We start from the raw sequence: 14,799 nt of genomic DNA on the forward strand, positions 1-14,799 counted from the left end.
CCGTCAAGCCACCGCCAGCCCCCGGCAGTGGTATGCTTGCGCCCTCTTTTTTCCCCGCAAGCCCCGTCCGGCGGCGCTCGCAAGCCGACTCAAGGTGTATCCGACGTGAGTGAACACATTGCGGCCGTGAAGGCCTACCTGCTCGATCTGCAAGACCGCATCTGCACCGCCCTCGCCGCCGAGGATGGCCAGGCCAGCTTCTTCGAGGACGCCTGGGACCGCCCCGCCGGCGGCGGTGGTCGCACCCGCGTGATCGAGAACGGCGCGCTGATCGAAAAGGGCGGGGTCAACTTCTCCCACGTGTTCGGCACCAGCCTGCCGCCCTCGGCCAGCGCCCATCGTCCGGAGCTTGCCGGCCGGGGCTTCCAGGCCATGGGCGTGTCCCTGGTGATCCACCCGGAAAACCCCCACGTACCCACCTCCCACGCCAACGTGCGCTTCTTCATCGCCGAGAAGGAAGGCGAGGCCCCGGTGTGGTGGTTCGGTGGCGGCTTCGACCTCACCCCCTACTACGGCCACGAGGAAGACTGCGTGCACTGGCACCAGGTGGCCCGCGACGCCTGCGCGCCCTTCGGCGAGGACGTCTACCCGCGCTACAAGGCCTGGTGCGACCGCTACTTCCACCTCAAGCACCGCAACGAGCCGCGCGGCATCGGCGGCCTGTTCTTCGACGACCTCAACGAGTGGGACTTCGACACCAGCTTCGCCTTCATGCGCGCCATCGGCGACGCCTACCTGGAGGCCTACCTGCCGATCATCCGCCGTCGCCGCCACACCCCCTTCACCGAACAGCAGCGTGAGTTCCAGGCCTACCGCCGCGGCCGCTACGTCGAATTCAACCTGGTGTTCGACCGCGGCACCCTGTTCGGCCTGCAATCCGGCGGGCGTACCGAATCCATCCTCATGTCCCTGCCGCCCCACGTGCGCTGGGGCTACGACTGGAAGCCCGAGCCGGGCAGCGAAGAAGCACGCCTCACCGAGTACTTCCTCCAGGACCGCGACTGGCTGGCCACCCAGCCCTGACGCCCCGCGCCCGGCCAGGCGCGCCGGCCCGGACCCGGCAAGCGCATCCACCGATGTAGACTCCGCCGCTGATCCGGGCCCGCGCTGCCGGGCCTTCCAACGTGACGCGCCGAAGCGGACTTCCGAACCGCCCCGGCCCTGCCCCAAGGACTTCCCATGGACCGCTACTGCGTCTTCGGCAACCCCATCGGCCACAGCAAGTCGCCGCTCATCCACCGCCTCTACGCCGAGCAGACCGGCCAGGTGCTGAGCTACGAAGCGGTCCTCGCCCCGCTGGACGACTTCACCGGCTGCGCCCGCGCCTTCTTCGCCACCGGCCTGGGCGGCAACGTCACCGTGCCCTTCAAGGAGCAGGCCTTCGAACTGGCCGACCAGCTCAGCGCCCGCGCCCAGCGCGCCGGTGCGGTGAACACCCTGAAGAAGCTCGACGACGGCCGCCTGCTCGGGGACAACACCGACGGCGCCGGGCTGGTCCGCGACCTCACCCGCAACGCCGGGCTGTGCCTGGCCGGCAAGCGCATCCTCCTGCTGGGCGCCGGAGGGGCCGCGCGCGGGGTGATCGAACCGCTGTTGGCGGAAAAGCCGGCGTCCCTGGTGATCGCCAACCGCACCGTGGAAAAGGCCGAAGCCCTCGCCCGCCTGTTCGCCGACCTCGGCCCGGTGTCCGCCAGCGGCTTCGACTGGCTGGAAGAACCGGTGGACCTGATCATCAACGGCACCTCCGCCAGCCTGGCCGGCGACCTCCCCCCCATCGCCCCCAGCCTCATCCAGCCGCGCCACACCGCCTGCTACGACATGATGTATGGCAAGGAACCGACCGCGTTCAACCGCTGGGCCGCCAGCCACGGTGCCGCGCGCACCCTCGACGGCCTCGGCATGCTGGTGGAGCAGGCCGCCGAAGCCTTCCTGCTGTGGCGTGGCGTGCTGCCCGACAGCGCCCCGGTACTGGCCGAACTGCGTCGCCAGCTCGCCGAGGGCTGAGCGACCCCCGGCCTGACGCCGGGCTACGGCTCGATCAGCAGGCCGCTGCCCTCGCCCTCCAGCTTGCGTAGCTCCCGCTCCACCTGCGGGCGGGCCCGGCGCAGCACCAGGCAGCGGCCCTCCCCGCCCAGGCGACGGGCCTCGTCGTGGAGCAGGCTGACCCCGGCGTAGTCGATGAAATTGACGTGGTGGGCATCCAGCACCAGGCGTCCGGCCTGGCTCTTCTGGATCAGCCGCTGCAGGTACGGGCAGGCCCCGAAGAAGATCGACCCCTCGATGCGCAGCACCTCCTCGTCACCCTGCCGGGCCTGCAGCACCCGTGGCTGCGAGGTGCGCTTGAGGTAGAAGAACAGCGACGCCAGCACCCCGGCATAGATGGCCGTCTGCAACTCCAGCAGCAGGGTCGCCGCCAGGGTCAGCGCCATCACCGCGAACTCCGCCCGGCTCACCCGCCACAACTGGCGCACCCCGCGCGCGTCCAGCAGGCCCCAGCAGATCATCAGGATGCCGGCGGCCATAGCCGGCAGCGGGATATGGCCGATCAGGTCCGCGCCGCCCCACGCGAACAGCGCCACCCACAGTGCCGAGAACACCCCCGCCAGGGGCGAGCCGGCGCCCGCCTGCAGGTTGAGCCCCGACCGGGTAAAGGAGCCCGCCGACAGGTAGCCGGAAAACCAGGCGCCGACCAGGTTGGACAGCCCCTGGCCACGGGTTTCCTGGTTCACGTCCAGCACCTGCCCCGAGCGGCTGGCCAGGGCGCGGGCGATGGACAGGCTGGTGACCAGGCCCAGCAGCCCGCACGCCACCGCCGACGGCAGCAGGCGCAGCATGTCCTCGGCATCGAAGCGCAGCATCGCCAGTGGCGGCAGGCTGCCCTGGAAGGCCGCCACCCGCGCTACCGCGCCGAACGGGCCGGGCAGCGCCATCACCAGCAGGCTGCCCGCGAGCAGGCCCAGCAGCAGGGCTGGCAGGCGCGGCGCCAGCACCCTCGCCAGAATCGACACGCCGAGGCTCACCCCCGCCACGGTGAGCGACGGCCCGTGTGCCTCGCCCAAGTGGGCGGCCAGCGCCAGCGCGCTCTGCCAGGCCGTGGCGCGACCCTCCGGCGGCACCAGGCCGAGCAGGTTGGGCACTTGCCCCAGGGCGATCACCAGCGCCGCACCCAGGGTGAAACCGAGCACCACCGACTGCGAGACGAAGTTCGCCAGGGCACCGAAGCGCAACAGCCCCATGAGGAACTGGAAGGCCCCCGCGAGAAAGGTCAGCAGCAGCACCAGGCCGATGTAGTCCTGGCTGCCCGGCAAGGCCAGGGGGCTGACGCTGGCCATCAGCACCACCGAGATGGCCGCCGTGGGCCCGCCGATCAGGTGCCGCGACGAGCCCCACAGGCAGGCGACGATCACCGGCACCACGGCGGCATACAGCCCATAGGCCGCCGGCAGCCCGGCGATCAGCGCATAGGCGATGGACTGGGGCAGCGCCAGCACCGCCCCGGTCAGCCCCACCAGGGCATCACGGCCGACGGCCCGGGGGCGCAGGCCGGGTAGCCAGTGGAGGAAGGGGAAGAGGCGGGATGGGCGCATGGCGGCGTCGCTGTGGCTCGGTTGCGGGAGCGCGGTTATTCGGGAAGGGCAACGCTGCCAGCCCGCCCGGTGGGCGCGGTTTCAACCGTGAGAGCGCCCCCGGGTGTGTGCGAGCGGTCGGGCTCAGAGCTTCGCCTTCACCGCCGCCAGCCCATCGCCGCCCTCGCGGGTGGTCACGCCGTTCAACCAGGCCTGCAGGGCTGCCGGGTTGGCCTTGATCCAGGCTTTCACCGCCGCCTCGTTGCTGGCCTTGCCGCTCAGCACCTGGTCCATCACGCTGTTTTCCATCCCCTGGGTGAACTGCAGGTTGGCCAGCAGCCGACCCACGTTCGGGCACTGCTGGGCGTAGCCCTTGCGGGCCAGGGTGTTCACGCTGCCGCTCTCGCCGAAGTAGCGCTCGCCACCCTTCAGGTAGACCAGGTCGTACTGCACGTTCATCGGGTGCGGCGTCCAGCCGAGGAACACCACGAACTCGTTGCGCTTCACCGCCCGGCCCACCTGCACCAGCATCGCCTGCTCGCTGGACTCCACCAGCTTCCAGTCGCCCAGGCCGAACTCGTTCGACCGGATCATCTCCTGGATGGAAACGTTGGCCGGCGAGCCGGCGGCGATGCCGTACAGGGTGTGCTTGAACCGCTCGGCATGGCTGTCCAGGTCGGCGAAGGTCTTCACCCCGGCCTCGTAGGCGTAGCGCGGCACTGCCAGGGTGTACTCGGTGCCCGTGAGGTTCTCGGTCAGCTTGTCCACCTCGCCGCTGGCGACGAACCGGTCGTAGTTGCTCTGCTGGGCCGGCATCCAGTTGCCGAGGAAGGCGTCCACCTGGCCCTTCTGCAACCCGGCGAAGATGATCGGCACCGCCAGGGTCTGGGTCTCGGTGCGGTAGCCCAGCCCGTCCAGCAGCAGGCGTGCCACGCCGTTGGTCACGGCAATGTCGCTCCAGCCCGGGTCGCCCAGTTTCACCGTGGCGCAGCGGGCGTCCTCGGCCTGCGCCGCCAGGGCCAGGGTGGTGCTCAGCAGGCCGGCGGCCACGGCAGGGATCAGCGTCTTCATGGGGCGGTCCTCAGGGTTGGGGGAAGCGCGCGCGGCGCTCCAGGTCGTCCAGGTCGATGTGGTTGCGCATGTACTGCTGGCTGGCGTCGACGAAGGGCTGGTGGTCCCAGCTGGTCAGCGTGCCCTGGGCCAGGGCCTCGGCGACGAAGCGGCGGCGGCGCTGGCTGGCGAGGGTCGCCTCGGCGATGGCCGCGACGTTCCAGCGCGCCCGCGCCTCGTCGAGGAAGGTCGCCAGCAGCGCCTGGTGTTCGGCGGAGCCGGCCAGGTTCTCCAGCTCCAGCGGGTCGTTGGCCAGGTCGAACAGCAGGCACGGGTCCTGCTCCGAGTAGATGAACTTCCACTGCCGGCGACGGATCATCATCAGCGGGCTGGTGGTGCCTTCGGCCATGTATTCGCCCAGCACCTCGTCGTGGCCTTCGCGGCCTTCCAGGTGCGGCAGCAGCGAGCGGCCGTCCAGCGGCAGGTTCGCCTCCAGGTGGCCGCCGGCCAGTTCCACCAGGGTCGGCAGCAGGTCCACGGTGGACACCGAGGCCGCCACCCGGCGGGCCGCGAAGCGCGCCGGGGCGTGCACCAGCAGCGGCACCCGGGCGGCCATCTCGAACCAGTGCATTTTGTACCAGAGGCCCCGCTCCCCAAGCATGTCGCCGTGGTCGCCGGAGAACACCACGAGGGTGTCCTCGGCCAGGCCGCACTCGGCCAGGGTCTTCAGCAGCGCGCCGACCTGGTCGTCGACGTAGCTGCAGGCGCCGAAGTAGGCCCGGCGGGCATCGCGGATCTTCGCCTCCCGCAGCGGCTTGCCCCACAGGTCGATGACCTTCAGCAGGCGCTGGCTGTGGGGGTCCTGCTCGTGGTCGGCGAAGCGCACCCGGGGCATGGGGATCGCCGCCTCGTCGTGGCGGGCCCAGTAGTCGGCCGGGATGGTGTAGGGGTCGTGGGGGTGGGTCATCGACACCGTCAGGCAGAAGGGCTGGTCCGCCCGCTGGCGCACGTGGTCGTAGAGGTACTGGCGGGCCTTGAACACCACCTCCTCGTCGAAATCCAGCTGGTTGGTGCGCACGCTCGGCCCGGCCTGCAGCACCGAGGACATGTTGTGGTACCAGCTCGGGCGCACATCCGGCGCGTCCCAGTTCACCGCCCAGCCGTAGTCGGCGGGGTAGATGTCGCTGGTCAGGCGCTCCTCGTAGCCGTGCAACTGGTCCGGGCCGCAGAAGTGCATCTTGCCCGACAGCGCCGTGCGGTAGCCGAGGCGGCGCAGGTAGTGGGCGTAGGTGGGGATGTCGGCGGGGAACTCGGCGGCGTTGTCATAGGCACCGATCTTCGACGGCAACTGCCCGCTCACCAGGGCGAAGCGCGAGGGGGCGCACAGCGGGCTGTTGCAGTAGGCCGAGTCGAACACCACGCCCTCGGCGGCGAGGCGCGCCAGGTGCGGCACCTTCAGCGGGGAGGACGGGGTGTAGAAGGGCAGCAGCGGCGCGGCCATCTGGTCGGCCATGATGAAGAGGATGTTGGGGCGTTTCATCGTGCGCTTATCCATACCGATGAATTATGCGAGAGTGCTGGCGCTGATGATTGCGTCAGCCCCTCGCCCCGGTAAACCGCACGGGGAGACATGACTCGGATAAGCAAGGCTTATGGCAGATTTCCCTGACATCGCCCTCGACCTGCTGCGTGTGTTCGAGGCCGCCGCCCGCCACCTCAGCTTCACCGCCGCTGCCGTGGAGCTGGGCACCACCCAGCCGGCGGTGAGCCAGCAGATCCAGCGGCTGGAGAAGCAACTGGCGACCCGGCTGTTCGACCGCGTCTACCGCGGCATCGAGCTCACCGATGCCGGGCGCGTGCTGTTCCTCCACGTGCAGGAAGGCCTGCAGGCGATCCAGGCCGGCCTGGAGGCCGTGGGCGCCCGCAGCCAGCACGAGGTGCTGCAGGTGGCCACGGATTTCGCCTTCGCCGCCTACTGGCTGATGCCGCGCCTGCACCGCTTCCATGAAGCCAACCCGGACATCGACGTCAGCCTCGTCACCAGCGACCGCACCATGAACATGCTGCGCTCGGAGGTGGACATCGCCATCGCCTTCGGCGACGGCCGCTTCAAGCACGGCGATGCCTTGCTGCTGTTCCGCGAGGAGGTCTTCCCCATCGCCAGCCCGCGCCTGCTGGCCGGGCGCGCCACGCCGCTGCCGGCCGCCGCGCTGGCCGAGCTGCCGCTGCTGCACCTGAAGCCGGAGGTGCGCACCCGCTGGTTCGACTGGAGCAGCCTGTTCCGCGAGCTGGGCATCAGCCAGAGCCCGCCCTCCGGCGCGCTGCGCTTCGACAACTACACCCTGCTGATCCAGGCCGCCATCGCCGGCCAGGGCGTCGCAATCGGCTGGCGCTACCTGGTGGACGACCTGCTGGAGCAGGGCCTGCTCGCCCCGCTGCTGGAAGGCCGGGTGTGCTCGGACCTCGGCTACTACCTGGTCCAGCCCGAGCGCAAACGCCGCGCCCGGCTGATGAAATGCTTCGTCGACTGGCTGCAGCAGGAGCTGGGCGATGCTGCTCGACAGGCACATCTGATCCGCAATCGCGAGGGCATCGCGATCTGAGCGCGAAACGTCTGCAGACCCGAACCATCGTTTGGGCGCCGCTATTATGTGATGCCCGTCACGGGGCGCCGGCCTGAGCGTCATGCAAAGGCCACAACCTTCGCCCATTACTGACACACCACCACTCCAAAGAGCGCTGCCCCCAATGAGACCGACCTCCCGCCTGGTCGCCAGCCTTGTGCTGTGCGCCCTCACCGGCCAGGCCCACGCCTGGTCGCAGCCCACCCACAAGAACATCGTCAAGGACGCCCTGGCGTACATGAACTCTCCCTACGCCACCGAGGAGATGCGCCAGGCCTATGCCTTCTACGTCGGCGCCGCCGGTAGCGAGGCCAAGGCCGGCGAGATCCTCGGCCAGGCCGCCTACGACGTGGACGACTTCCGCGACACGCGCCTGGGTGGCTGGTGGGTTGGCTACGAATACGCCCCAGTGTGGAATGCCGCCGCCAAGCTGGTGAACTACACCTCCTACTGGCACTTCCTCAACATGGGCCGCCAGGGCGATGCCCACGGCAACCCTCACGGCGGCTACGACTACCGCTACCACAAGGTGGACGGCACCATCGCCGACGTGGACTGGTACGCCAAGGTCTACCTGTACAACCGCGAGCTGAAACGCGAGGACTTCGACACCACCGAGGCCCACTACCGGCGCGGCAGCCGGTCCAACTGGCAGGAGCACTACGGCGACTTCCAGACCGCCGCCTTCCAGCCCATCGATAACCTCGCCGGCTACTGGTTCGACCAGTTCCGCGCCGCCCCCTCGCTGCAGACCATCGGCTATGCCCTGCACGCCACCGGCGACGTGGCCCAGCCCCACCACGTGTGGATCACCTCGGCCAACGGCCACGTCAGCTGGGAAGGCTGGGTCGATGACCACTACGCCAGCGAGAAACTCAACGACCCCACCGCCGTGGCCAACCTCATCAGCCGCTACGACCCGGCCCGCAGCATCCGCGAGCTGCTGACCCAGACCGGCCAGGTCGCCTACGCCCATCCCGAGCCGCTCTACGACACCAGCTACGCCACCCGGCTGCGGGTCGCCCGCGAGCTGATCCCCGAGTCCATCGCCCTGACTGTCACCGTGCTGACCAAGGGCGCACGCAGCTTCAATGCCCGTGAAAGCCTCTGATCGCCCCTGGCGCCGGCGGGGCCTGGCGCTGCTGCTCGGCGCCTGGCTCGGCGGCGCGCAGGCCATGCCCAGCACCCCGGACCTGCGCATCGACGGCCAGCGCCTGCCCGGACGCAGCATCGCCCTGCTGGAACAGGTGCTCACCCGGGTCAAGTTCAACACCGACCCGCGCCAGCTGCGTCGCGGCCTGGTGGAGAACCACCTGCTGGCGCGGGAACTGGAGCCGCAGCTGAACGAGCAGAACCGCCGCGACCTCGACGCCAGCGTCGAGATCGAGGCCGGCAACCTGCTGGAGCAGTACTTCGGTCGCCGCGCTGAGGAAGACCTCAGCCCCTACCTGCGCCAGCCCCGGCCGCTCAGCGCGGAGCGCCTGCGCCAGGTGCTGGCCCCCGCCTCCCGGGTGCTGGTGGTGGACAGCCTGCAGCTGGACCCGACCCAGACCCGCGAAGCAGCAGCCACCGAGCTGATCCGCTGGCAGTTCCCCGGCGAAGCCGAGCAGCGCCTCGACCTGCTCGACCTCTACCAGGGCGACAACGTCCAGGGCCGGGTGGAGCTGCAGCAGGGCAACCTCGGCTACCTGGCGCGCCAGGTCCAGGCCCGGATTCAGCGGGACCGCCTCTGGTACCGCCTCGGCCAGGAGGGCTTCAGCGCTGAAGAGCGCCAGGGCCTGCGCACCCTGGTGCGGGATCGCCTGGTGCGCCAGCGCTACCTGCACCAGGTCGGCCTCTACAGCGACTTCCACCACGAGTCCGACAACCTGCGGGCACGGGCCGCCCGGGTCAGCGACGCCGATGCCGAGGCCTACTACCAGCGCAACCTGGCGAACTACCGCAACGTCGCCCAGGTCCAGGCCGCGCACCTGCGCGTGGGGGACCAGGCCAGCGCCGACCGCCTCTACGCCGAGCTGCAGCAGGGCCTAGATTTCGACGAGGCCGTGCGCCGCCATTCCCTGGCGGAGGACAAGGCCCGCACCCCGCCGGGGGACCTCGGGCTGATCCGCGCCGACGACCCGAAGCTGGACCTGCTGCACAAGACCGCGCTGATCCAGAAGGCCAACACCCTGTCGCAGCCGATGCTGATCGACGGTGCCTTCGAGATCCTCCGCGTGCGCAGCCGCGAGGACCGCCAACTGCCCCTGGCGGACCCGAGCGTGCGCTACGAGGTGAACCAGGCCGTGGCCCGTGAGCAGCTGGCCGCCGAGTTCGAGGCGCGTATCCGCCAGTTGCTGGCCGATGCCCGCGTGGAGGGCTTGTGAAGGGCTGGCTGGGGCTGGCCCTGGCCAGCGTGCTGGTCAGCGCCGGTGTGGGTGCAGCCTGGAGCTGGCGCGAAGCCCCGGTGGCCGTGGCGTCGCCTGCCCGGGCGCCGTCCGCGCCGGCCAGCCTTCCGCCCGTGCCCGTTCCGGCGGCYKCGCRGCCGCCGGCCTCCCCCGCACCGGTGGCCCCCGTGGCCGCCAAGGCCGTGGACGAGGCCCCGCCCGCCCCGGCGCCACTGGATCTCCAGCAGGCCCAGCAGCTCATGCAGTGGACGGCGGAACACGGCGACCCGCGCAGCCCGGCCCTGGGCGGGCTCAAGCCACGCCAGGCCGCCAGCGATGCCGAACGGGCCGATCCACAGGCCTACACCGCCCTGGAGGAGCGCCAGACCCGCGAGCTGGTGCAGGCCTATGCCGCTGGCGTGCAGCAGATCCCCGAGATCCGCGCACGCATCGAGGCCGCCGCCCAGAGCGGCGAACGCAGCCCCGCCGAGCTGGACGAGGCCCGCGCCGCGCTGGAACAACTGGAGGCCATGCAGGCGCACCTGGAGCGTGAGGCGCCCGAGCTGCTGCCCGGCAGCACCCGCGCCGACTGAGCAGCCCCGGGCGCAAGCGGCTACCATGGCAGCCTCCGTTTTCGGGAGACCGCCATGTCGGCCTTTGCCACCCCCCGCATCAAGGGCTTCCACGCCCACGTCTACTTCGACGCCGAGACCCTGCCCCAGGCCCGTGCGCTGTGCGAGGAGGCGGCCCGCCGCTTCCCGCTGAAGATGGGCCGCGTCCACGAGAAGCGGGTCGGCCCGCACCCGGACTGGAGCTGCCAGCTGGCCTTCAAGCCCGAACTGTTCGGCGACGTGGTGCCCTGGCTGGCGCTCAACCGCGGTGGCCTCAACGTGCTGGTGCACCCCATTACCGGCAGCGACCTGAAGGACCACCGCGACTTTCCGCTGTGGATGGGCGAGGTCCGCCCGCTGGACCTAGCTGATCTGCAGGATGGGGCCATCGAGTACGACCTTTAGGCCCGCCCCAGCGCCACCAGCACCTCCTGCGCGACCCGTTCGCCGGCGCGCACCGCCCCTTCCAGGTAACCGCACCAGATCGGCGAGGCCTCGCTCCCGGCCCAGTGCAGCCGGCCCAGGGGCGCCCGCAGCCAGTGGCCGTTGCGCGCCAGCACACCGGGCGGCAGGGGCGACACGCAGCCGGCGCTCCAGCGCTCCTGGGACCAGTCCTGCTCCACATAGGCCAGCGGCCGCGCGGCTTCATCACCCAGCAGGCGGCTCAGCTCGCGCAGCACCCGCTTGCGCCGCCGGGCCGGGTCACCCCCCGCGCGGGCCGGGTCGAGGAAGGCCAGGAGCACGCCGTCCCCCTGGCCTTCCGGGGTGCTGTCGACCGTCATCTGCACCAGCCCGTCGGTGACCAGTCCGGCCCCCGAGAGACCGGCCGCGCGCCAGAACGGTGCCGGGTAGCGCAGGTGCACCTTGATCCCGCCGCTGGCGGCCCAGCTCCGCTGCAGGGCCTCGCGACCCGGCGGCAGGGCGGGGCTGAAGCCGATGCGGCTGACATCGGCCGGCATCATCGCCACCACCACCTGTTCGGCGCTGATCACCGCCCGTTCGCTGTGGACCCGCAGCGGGCCCTCCAGCCAGCCGTCGATCCGGCTCACCGGGCTGCCGGTGAGCAGGCTGTCGCCCAGCTGCTCGGCCAGCAGCAGGGACAGGCGCTGCGCCCCGCCCCGCAAACGGTATTGCTGGGCCTGGTCGTCCAGGGCGGTGAAGCCGCCCGCTGAACGCAGGTAGAACAGGAACCACAGCAGTGAGACCCGCCCCGGTTCGCTGGCCAGGGTGGTGGAGAGGGTGGTCGCCACCGCTTCGACGGCCTCCTCGTCCGCGCGCTGGGCCTTCAGCCAGGCCGCCACGCTCATGGCGTCCCAGGCCTCGGCGCGGGGTGCCTTCCAGGGCGCCTCCGGCGGCACCCGCGCCGCCATGGCTTCGAGCCGGTCCATCAACGCCCGCGCCTTGGGGCCGGGGCCTTCGGGCGGGAAGGTGTAGCGCTGGCCCTGGATCAGGGCCGCCATCTCGCCCTGGGTGTACTGCGGCACCAGCGGCACGCCCAGTTCACCGGCCAGGCGCATCACCGCCTGCTGGCTGCCGCCGACCCACTGGCCACCACCGTCCACCTCGATGCCTTCGCCCAGGGGCTGGTTGAGGGTGCGCCCGCCGACCCGCTCGCGGGCCTCCAGCACCTGCACGCGGCACCCTGCGGCCACCAGGCGTCTAGCTGCCACCAGGCCGGAGAGGCCCGCACCCACCACCACCACGTCCACCTGCCGGTCCGGCGGCCCGCCGGGCGAGGCCTGTCCACCCCGGGCCAGCCCGGACAGCAGCGCCGCGCCGCCCAGGCGCAGCAGGGAGCGGCGGGAAACACCCAGGGCATCGAGCAATCGCGTGTACATCCTGTATCTCCACTTGGTTACCAAGTTGATCGGGTCGAAAAACCACCCAATCCGGGGTGGCGACGGGTTCAGGCGGCCGGTGTACGCACCGAGGCCAGGTAGAACGGGATCGGGTCCTGCCGGGCGTGCAGCTGGCGCACCAGGGTCAGGTAGAACCAGCGCAGCTCCGCCGGGTCGCCCGCCGAAGGCGGCTCCTCGCCCAGCCAGCGCTGCCACAGGGCCATTTCCATCTGCAGCACACGGTTGCGGCCGAAGGCGGTGAGCCGCTGCCACACCCGTCGCTCCAGGGCCTGCAACTGCTCCGGGGTCGGTGTGGCGGGGCAGCCTTCCACCTCCGCCAGCAGTTCGGCCCGCTCGTCGTCCGTGGCGTGGCGCGCTGCCGCCTCCAGCAGGCCGATGGCATAGAGCTGCTGGTACTCGTCCAGGTCGCGCAGCAGACGGCGGGCAGCATCCGAGCGCAGGCGGGCGCCGTAGCGCAGCAGCAGCTCGAACACCCGCGCATCGGCGCGGGCCGGGTCCAGCACCCGGCTGGCGCCGCCCTGGCGCACTTCCACCAGGCCGGCGTCCTTCAGCTTGTGCACCGCCTGGCGCACGGTGATGCGCGAGACGCCGTAGCGTTCGGCCAACAGCCGTTCCGCAGGCAATGCCTCGCCGGGAGCCAGGTGGCCGTCGAAGATTTCGACGAACAGCCCTTCCAGGGCGTCGTCAGCGGCATGCCGCGTGGGGGGATTCGCTGTGCTCATGGGGCGCCACTGTACTTGGTTACCAAGTACAGTCAAGCACCCGCGATGACGAACGACGAGGCAGCGCCTATCATCGCGGCCCGCGTTTCCGGAGGCCGTCCATGTCCTTCCTGCTTATCGTCACCCTGCTCTGGGCTTTCTCCTTCAGCCTGATCGGCGAGTACCTGGCCGGCCGGGTGGACAGTGATTTCGCGGTGCTGGCGCGGGTGCTGATCGCGGCGCTGGTGTTCCTGCCCTTCACCCGCTGGCGCGGCCTGCCGACCCGCCTGCTGGCCGGCTTCTGGCTGGCCGGTGCGCTGCAGTTCGGCATCACCTACCTGTGCCTGTACCGCAGCTTCGCGGTGCTCACGGTGCCGGAGGTGCTGCTGTTCACCGTGCTCACGCCGATCTACGTGACCCTGCTGGACGATGCGCTGGCGCGGCGCTTCAGCCCCTGGGCGCTGCTGGCCGCACTGGTGGCGGTGGGTGGTGGGGTGATCATCCGCTTCGACCGGCTGGAGGGGGAGTACCTGCTGGGCTTCATCCTCTTGCAGGTGGCCAACGCCACCTTCGCCGCCGGCCAGGTGCTGTGCCGCCGGCTGCTGGTGCGCTACCCGGTGGAGCAGCCGCTGCACCGCTTCTTCGGCCACTTCTTCCTCGGCGCGCTGGTGCTGGCGCTGCCCTCCTTCCTGCTCTTCGGCAACCCCGAGCGCCTGCCGCAGACCGTGGTGCAATGGGGCGTGCTGCTGTGGATGGGGCTGTTCGCCACGGCACTGGGGATGTTCTGGTGGGTCAAGGGCAGCACCCGCGTCAGCGCCGGCACCCTGGCGGTGATGAACGAACTCCACGTACCCGCCGGGCTGCTGGTCAACCTGCTGATCTGGAACCGCGACGCCGACCTCCCCCGCCTCGCCCTGGGCGGTGCGGTGATCCTCGCGTCCCTGTGGATAAGCCGTTTGGGCCGGAAGCCGGCCATGCAGCAGCCCTAGGACTGGGCGCTGCCCTCACCTATCGCGCTCGGCCTATCGGGAGGCGCTGGGTCAATCGACGAACTCGGTCAACAATCTGTGCCCGGTTTCAGTGACCTCAACCATGACGGACAACACAACAGCATCCCCTCTGTCTCCGGTGTAGTACTGGAAACCCTCCTCTCCCCTGACGCGTGTACGAACTTGCGCTCTTTGAGCCAGCACCTGGATGTTCAATACCTGGCCAGCCTCCATACAGGTCCCACGGGAAGGTATACCGCGGAGGCCATAGCCCAGGATCTGCGGCTCTTCGACACGTTGCGCACCCATCGTGTACCCGCATAGCTCGCGGATCGGGAAAAGGTCGTTTTCATCGAGCACCTTGGAGATCGCGTCGCCGATGGTGTCGATCCTGGCCCCATGGCGTACCGGCTCGATGCCCTTGCGCAGTGCCAGCCGCGCTTTGTCGAGCATGAACAGTTGCAGCGGTGTGGCGTTCCGGCCAGCAAAGGTCCAGGTCTGCGCCAAGTGCGAAACGGGAGTGCCTGCGATCAGCTCGACCTTGACCAGTGCCGCCTCCGGGATCGGCTTGTCGGTCGGGATAACACCTCCGACGCCATAGTTGACCGAGACGGGGACCGCCGCCGGATAGCCGTGGTAACCCACCAGCATCGGGCGCCAACCCCGTTCCAGATAAGCGTTCAGCAGGTGCTCCTGGATCTCTAGTCCATTGGCCCCTTGGATGATCAATGGCGCCAGCGAACGCAACAGGCGGCTCGCCTCGGGGGCTTGTTCCCGCTGGTCCTTGAGGCGCTCGGCAGCTGATCGTCGGGCGATGCTTTTCGCCAATCGCTGATTACCGGCGGCGTATCGATCCCATAGCGGACGGACTCGGGGGCGTCCTGTCAGGGCGTGAAGTGAGTTGAACAGGCGCTTCATGGTGGGGAGCATGAATTACATCCGTGGGACTGGAGCGGAGAACGGAGATTATCGGAGAGTACGCCGCCTGAGACGGGATCTTGATCGCAGGGCTACGTCATTCGATGGCGGAATG

General features: G+C 70.1%; 14 protein-coding genes. 8 read left to right on the forward strand and 6 right to left on the reverse strand.

The features are described 5' to 3' along the window. Positions 1-105: 105 nt before the first annotated feature. A complete protein-coding gene (gene hemF, locus SZ55_RS19380; protein WP_044410116.1) occupies positions 106-1,023 on the forward strand; it encodes an oxygen-dependent coproporphyrinogen oxidase in 918 nt (305 codons plus the stop codon). A 156-nt stretch (positions 1,024-1,179) separates the two neighbouring features. After that, entirely contained in the window at positions 1,180-2,004 is an 825-nt protein-coding gene (gene aroE / locus SZ55_RS19385) for a shikimate dehydrogenase (RefSeq protein ID WP_044410119.1), read from the forward strand. 23 nt (positions 2,005-2,027) lie between these two features. On the opposite strand, the gene SZ55_RS19390 is transcribed toward aroE, so the two are convergent. The 3 genes from SZ55_RS19390 to betC form a co-directional block, all read right to left on the reverse strand. Next, positions 2,028-3,587 carry a SulP family inorganic anion transporter gene (locus SZ55_RS19390; protein WP_044410123.1) on the reverse strand — a complete coding sequence of 520 codons (1,560 nt, stop codon included), beginning with the start codon at positions 3,585-3,587 and terminating at the stop codon, positions 2,028-2,030. Positions 3,588-3,710: 123 nt separating this feature from the next. Further along, positions 3,711-4,637 (reverse strand): choline ABC transporter substrate-binding protein, encoded by a 927-nt coding sequence (gene choX / locus SZ55_RS19395; protein WP_044410126.1) that lies wholly within the window; start codon positions 4,635-4,637, stop codon positions 3,711-3,713. 10 nt (positions 4,638-4,647) lie between these two features. After that, complete coding sequence (gene betC / locus SZ55_RS19400; protein WP_044410129.1) at positions 4,648-6,156, reverse strand: choline-sulfatase; 1,509 nt, start codon at positions 6,154-6,156, stop codon at positions 4,648-4,650. A 112-nt stretch (positions 6,157-6,268) separates the two neighbouring features. Here betC and SZ55_RS19405 point away from each other — a divergent pair, with 112 nt between their 5' ends. The 5 genes from SZ55_RS19405 (at position 6,269) to SZ55_RS19425 (ending at position 10,622) form a co-directional block, all read left to right on the forward strand. Further along, a complete protein-coding gene (locus tag SZ55_RS19405) occupies positions 6,269-7,219 on the forward strand; it encodes a choline sulfate utilization transcriptional regulator (protein ID WP_044410131.1) in 951 nt (316 codons plus the stop codon). Positions 7,220-7,364: 145 nt separating this feature from the next. Further along, positions 7,365-8,351 (forward strand): phospholipase, encoded by a 987-nt coding sequence (locus SZ55_RS19410; RefSeq protein ID WP_044410134.1) that lies wholly within the window; start codon positions 7,365-7,367, stop codon positions 8,349-8,351. Next, positions 8,332-9,606 (forward strand): peptidylprolyl isomerase, encoded by a 1,275-nt coding sequence (locus tag SZ55_RS28820; protein WP_082078289.1) that lies wholly within the window; start codon positions 8,332-8,334, stop codon positions 9,604-9,606. Before SZ55_RS19410 ends, SZ55_RS28820 begins: the two co-directional genes overlap by 20 nt. Further along, positions 9,603-10,199, forward strand: a complete 597-nt coding sequence (locus SZ55_RS19420; protein WP_044410137.1) for a hypothetical protein — start codon at positions 9,603-9,605, stop codon at positions 10,197-10,199. Before SZ55_RS28820 ends, SZ55_RS19420 begins: the two co-directional genes overlap by 4 nt. 54 nt (positions 10,200-10,253) lie before the next feature. Then, positions 10,254-10,622 (forward strand): DOPA 4,5-dioxygenase family protein, encoded by a 369-nt coding sequence (locus SZ55_RS19425; RefSeq protein ID WP_044410139.1) that lies wholly within the window; start codon positions 10,254-10,256, stop codon positions 10,620-10,622. Here the strand turns inward: SZ55_RS19425 and SZ55_RS19430 are convergent. Together SZ55_RS19430 and SZ55_RS28825 are read right to left on the reverse strand one after the other, a co-directional pair. Further along, positions 10,619-12,055: a flavin monoamine oxidase family protein gene (locus SZ55_RS19430; protein WP_152644518.1), complete on the reverse strand. Its 1,437-nt coding sequence runs from the start codon at positions 12,053-12,055 to the stop codon at positions 10,619-10,621. The two genes, SZ55_RS19425 and SZ55_RS19430, sit on opposite strands and share 4 nt — an antisense overlap. A gap of 68 nt (positions 12,056-12,123) precedes the next feature. Continuing rightward, positions 12,124-12,798 (reverse strand): FadR/GntR family transcriptional regulator, encoded by a 675-nt coding sequence (locus SZ55_RS28825; protein WP_052807632.1) that lies wholly within the window; start codon positions 12,796-12,798, stop codon positions 12,124-12,126. 101 nt (positions 12,799-12,899) lie between these two features. Here SZ55_RS28825 and SZ55_RS19440 point away from each other — a divergent pair, with 101 nt between their 5' ends. Next, positions 12,900-13,766, forward strand: a complete 867-nt coding sequence (locus tag SZ55_RS19440) for a carboxylate/amino acid/amine transporter (RefSeq protein ID WP_044410141.1) — start codon at positions 12,900-12,902, stop codon at positions 13,764-13,766. 51 nt (positions 13,767-13,817) lie between these two features. Here SZ55_RS19440 and SZ55_RS19445 read toward each other — a convergent pair whose 3' ends face one another. Continuing rightward, positions 13,818-14,696, reverse strand: coding sequence for a M24 family metallopeptidase (locus SZ55_RS19445; RefSeq protein WP_152644519.1), 879 nt, complete (start codon positions 14,694-14,696; stop codon positions 13,818-13,820). Between the last annotated feature and the right edge of the window lie 103 nt (positions 14,697-14,799).

Origin of the sequence: Pseudomonas sp. FeS53a, from assembly GCF_000931385.1 — a bacterium.
GTDB classification, from domain to species: Bacteria; Pseudomonadota; Gammaproteobacteria; order Pseudomonadales; family Pseudomonadaceae; genus Metapseudomonas; species Metapseudomonas otitidis.

Excerpts from the sequence above, each read along its gene's own strand:
- SZ55_RS19410 (WP_044410134.1), top strand. The coding sequence starts at position 7,365 with ATGAGACCGACCTCCCGCCTGGTCGCCAGCCTTGTGCTGTGCGCCCTC.
- aroE (WP_044410119.1), top strand. The coding sequence starts at position 1,180 with ATGGACCGCTACTGCGTCTTCGGCAACCCCATCGGCCACAGCAAGTCG.
- SZ55_RS19430 (WP_152644518.1), bottom strand. The coding sequence starts at position 12,055 with ATGTACACGCGATTGCTCGATGCCCTGGGTGTTTCCCGCCGCTCCCTG.
- SZ55_RS19440 (WP_044410141.1), top strand. The coding sequence starts at position 12,900 with ATGTCCTTCCTGCTTATCGTCACCCTGCTCTGGGCTTTCTCCTTCAGC.
- SZ55_RS19445 (WP_152644519.1), bottom strand. The coding sequence starts at position 14,696 with ATGCTCCCCACCATGAAGCGCCTGTTCAACTCACTTCACGCCCTGACA.
- SZ55_RS28820 (WP_082078289.1), top strand. The coding sequence starts at position 8,332 with ATGCCCGTGAAAGCCTCTGATCGCCCCTGGCGCCGGCGGGGCCTGGCG.
- SZ55_RS19425 (WP_044410139.1), top strand. The coding sequence starts at position 10,254 with ATGTCGGCCTTTGCCACCCCCCGCATCAAGGGCTTCCACGCCCACGTC.
- SZ55_RS19390 (WP_044410123.1), bottom strand. The coding sequence starts at position 3,587 with ATGCGCCCATCCCGCCTCTTCCCCTTCCTCCACTGGCTACCCGGCCTG.
- SZ55_RS19405 (WP_044410131.1), top strand. The coding sequence starts at position 6,269 with ATGGCAGATTTCCCTGACATCGCCCTCGACCTGCTGCGTGTGTTCGAG.
- SZ55_RS28825 (WP_052807632.1), bottom strand. The coding sequence starts at position 12,798 with ATGAGCACAGCGAATCCCCCCACGCGGCATGCCGCTGACGACGCCCTG.
- betC (WP_044410129.1), bottom strand. The coding sequence starts at position 6,156 with ATGAAACGCCCCAACATCCTCTTCATCATGGCCGACCAGATGGCCGCG.
- choX (WP_044410126.1), bottom strand. The coding sequence starts at position 4,637 with ATGAAGACGCTGATCCCTGCCGTGGCCGCCGGCCTGCTGAGCACCACC.